This window comes from Dietzia sp. UBA5065 (assembly GCA_002415925.1).
Classification (GTDB): domain Bacteria; phylum Actinomycetota; class Actinomycetes; order Mycobacteriales; family Mycobacteriaceae; genus Dietzia.
This window is the reverse complement of the sequence record DIAZ01000092.1, coordinates 1-3,546: the sequence shown is the minus strand read 5'-3', so window position 1 is coordinate 3,546 and position 3,546 is coordinate 1. Positions and strand designations below refer to the sequence as shown.

The 3,546-nt window shown below is 73.1% G+C and carries 3 protein-coding genes and 1 pseudogene; 2 read left to right on the top strand and 2 right to left on the bottom strand.

Going from position 1 to position 3,546, the window contains the following annotated elements:
• Window positions 1-810 (bottom strand): phosphoenolpyruvate carboxylase (locus B4M60_RS06945; RefSeq protein ID WP_291081550.1); only part of this gene is annotated, 810 nt, incomplete at its 3' end.
• Between the two features lie 131 nt (window positions 811-941).
• On the opposite strand from B4M60_RS06945, the gene B4M60_RS06940 reads away from it, so the two are divergent.
• A complete protein-coding gene (locus B4M60_RS06940) occupies window positions 942-1,331 on the top strand; it encodes a DUF4870 domain-containing protein (RefSeq protein WP_291081548.1) in 390 nt (129 codons plus the stop codon).
• Between the two features lie 104 nt (window positions 1,332-1,435).
• Window positions 1,436-2,989: an adenylate/guanylate cyclase domain-containing protein gene (locus tag B4M60_RS06935; RefSeq protein WP_291081546.1), complete on the top strand. Its 1,554-nt coding sequence runs from the start codon at window positions 1,436-1,438 to the stop codon at window positions 2,987-2,989.
• Here B4M60_RS06935 and B4M60_RS06930 read toward each other — a convergent pair.
• A pseudogene (locus tag B4M60_RS06930) lies at window positions 2,986-3,546 on the bottom strand (hypothetical protein); the annotation flags it as partial. The gene B4M60_RS06935 and the pseudogene B4M60_RS06930 overlap by 4 nt on opposite strands.

Genomic DNA, 3,546 nt, shown 5'->3' with positions numbered 1-3,546 from the left:
GTCGCGGTCGCCGCCGATCCACGACCCGGGCCGGACGACGGCGCGGTCACCGGTGCCCAGGCGGTCGGCGATCTCGGCGTTGAGCGGCGGGATCACCTCGAGCAGGGTGGCCTCGTGGTACTGCAACCCGGACAGGACCTCGTCCTGGATGCGCGGGCGCTCGCTGCGGATGATCGCCGTCTGCCACAGGGTGAGCACCTGCCGGCGGAGGTCCAGCTCGATCTCCGCGAGCTCGGCCCGCGCCACGCGGTCCTGCCGACCGGTGTGCAGCGCGTCCCGGCGGCGCATGAGCTCGTGGACGCGGCGGGTGACCTCGAAGACCGTGCGGCGGCGGGTCTCGGTGGGGTGGGCGGTGAGCACGGGCGAGACGCGGGCCGTGGCGCGGACGGCCTCCAGCTTCCCCGGCGCGGGATCGGCGCTCTCCAGCCGCGACCAGGTGGCCTCGAGGTCGCCGTCCGGGGGCGGTTCGCCCGCCGCGGTGTGGATCCTGCGACGGCGCTCCTGGTGCAGGTCCTCGGCCACGTTGGCCAGGAGCGCGAAGAGGGAGAACGCGCGGATCACCGGGATCACGTCCCCGGTGCCGACGTCGGTGAACAACGCGGCCACCTCGTCGCGGTCGGCCTGCGAGCGCCGCACGGCGAAGGCGGTGCGGCGGGCGGTCTCCACCAGGTCGAAGATCCGCTCGCCCGACTGCTCGCGCACGGTGTCCCCGAGCAGCGCGCCGAGGAAGCGGACGTCGTCGCGCAGCGGCGCGACGGCCTGCTCGAGCGGGTCGGGCTCGAGCGGCTCGGACTGGGTGGGGTCGGCCATGGGCGCCAGGGTAGGCGCGGCATGTGACATGTGGGTGAAGCCGAACCCGGCCGTCGTAGGTCGTCGGCGTGGGCCGGGAAACCGGGGATGTCCCCGATGCCCGCCCGTCGCGAGGGGAGGACACTGGGGGCATGACCCAGCAACCCGAGTTCGCACAGCCCGTCGTCGGACCCGAGGACCGCACCCCCGCGGCGCTCGCCCACGCCTCGAGCCTCATCGCGATGGCCCTGTCCGCCGGGTGGCTGTCCTTCGTCGGCCCGCTCGTGATGTGGCTGATCTACAAGGACCGCAGCGCGTTCGTCCGGCAGGCCGCGGCGGGGTCCTTCAACTTCAACCTGGGCCTGTGGATCATGAACATCGTCGGGTGGATCCTCATCCTCACGGTGATCGGGATCCCGATCGGCCTGGTCCTGCTCGCGATCTCGTTCATCGCGCAGATCGTCGGCCACGCCATCGGCACCGTGCGGGCCACGCAGGGGCGGTCCATCGACTACCCCTTCCAGCTGCGCGTCCTGAGCTGACCCGCGGCCCCGGATCTGTCCGGAACGCTCCGAGATTCGGCGAGGGAGAAGGAGAATGGCGCTGATCCCTCCGCCGTGAGGGCCGCCCGACCAGGACGCGCGCCGTGAACACCCATCGAGAGCAGTCCCGGCCCCCGTGGGGCACGCGGCTCCTCGGCGCGGTTGTCGAGCCGCCGCGCTACCGGAAGCGGCGGGTCCAGCGGGTGCTCACCACGACCCTGCTGATCACCCACACCCTCGGGATCCTGGGGGTGATCGGCTTCCAGTGGCTGCTGTTGCCGGTCGACGAGCTCGTGTCCGGCCGCTACCGGACCGCGGCGCTCGTCGTGACGCCCGTGGTGGTGGGGGTGACCGTGGTGTCCGGGTTGGCGGGTCTGACCGTGGTGGTCCGTCGTTGGTTGCGGTGGCCCGACGAGGGCAGGCCGCCGACCCGGGAGGAGCAGGAGCTCTGCCTGCTGGTCCCGTTGCGGCTGACCCTGCTCACGGCGGCGCTGTGGCTGGTGGGCGGGGGTGTGACGACGGCCGCGTACGGGGTCCAGGACCCGGCGGTCCTGCCCGTGCTGGTCATCACGACGATCGCGTGCGGGGCCATGGCCTGCGGGCTCGGGTACATCGTCGCGGAGATCTCCCTGCGGCCGCTCACCGCGATCGCGTTCAAGGCCGGCGCGGTCCGGGACCGCCCGATCGTGGGCATCCGGGCCCGCGTGTACGGGATCTGGACCGTCACCGTGGGACTGCCCGTGACGGGCTTCGTGGTCCTGGCCTTCTACGCCGTGTCCGGCGACGACCTCCCCGTGTCCCGGCTCGCGGCGATCCTCGGCTTCATCGGGGTGGGGGGACTGGTGGTGAGCGTCGCGGCGACCTGGCTGCTCGTGACCGCGATGATCGCCCCCATCCGCTCGGTCCGCTGGGCCATGGACGAACTCGCGGGCGGGCGCCTCGACACCCGCGTCGACGTGTTCGACGCCACCGAACTCGGCCAGCTCCAGCGGGGCTTCAACGACATGGCGGAGATGGTGGGCGAACGCCAGCGGCTCCGCGACCTGTTCGTGCTCCACGTGGGCAATCAGGTCGCGCGGGCCGCGGAACTGCAGGAGCCGCACCTCGGGGGCGATACCACCCACGTCGGTGTCCTCTTCGTGGACCTGGTCGGCTCCACCACGCTCGCCGCGACGCGACCCGCCCTGGAGGTCGTCGAGGTGCTCAACGCCTTCTTCGAGGTGGTGGTGGAGCAGGTCGAGGCGAACGGGGGGTTCATCGACCAGTTCCAGGGTGACGCCGCGCTCGCCGTGTTCGGCGCCCCCGCGCCTCTCGCCGACCCGGCCACGGCGGCCCTGGCGGCCGCGCGTGGCCTGGCCGCGGCGCTGGTCGACCAACTGCCCGACTGCGGGACCGGGATCGGCGTCTCCTACGGGGAGGTGGTGGCCGGCTATGTCGGGTCCGCGACCCGCTTCGAGTACACGGTGATCGGTGACCCGGTGAACGAGGCCGCCAGGCTGTGCGAGATGGCCAAGCAGCACCCCGCGCGCGTGCTCGCGGCGGGTCCGGCGCTCGGCGCCGCGACACGGGCGGAGTCCGGCTTGTGGACCACGGGGCATGACGTGGAGCTGCGCGGCCGGATCGAGCGGACGACCCTGGCATGGCCCGCGGGTGCCTAGGTCGTCGCGATGTGCCGGGTGGACCCGTCGGCCGAGGTCACAAAGAGGTCGGTGGGCCCGAATCCGCCGAACCCCTCGGCCACCCGCACGCTCGTCGGCGCCGGTATGCCGCCGGCGAGCACGCACGCGGCGCCGGAGGCGCGATCGATGCGCAGCACCTCGCCCCCGGTGAAGGCGACCGCGTAGATCGCGCGATCGGTGACGGCGAGGTCGTCCAGCCCGCGGGGGAGCGCCGGCGGGCGGGTGAGCGCGGTGGCGCGGCTCGCGGCCGGGTCGTCCAGCGGCACCTCGTGCACGGCCGTGTCGACGGAGGTGGTGACGGTGACGAAGGCGGTCCGGTCGCGGATGGCGATCCCGTTGGATCCGACGATCGCCGCCCGCGCGGACCACTCCTCGTCGATCGACCCGTCGGGCCGGACCTTGATGACCGTCGGGGCGAGCACACCGGTGGTGTACATGTTGCCGTCGGCGTCCACGGCGAGGCCGTTCTTCCCGGCGGGCACCGTGGCGACCAGCCTCGGGATGGGGTCGGCGGCGTCCGGATCGAACGCGACGAT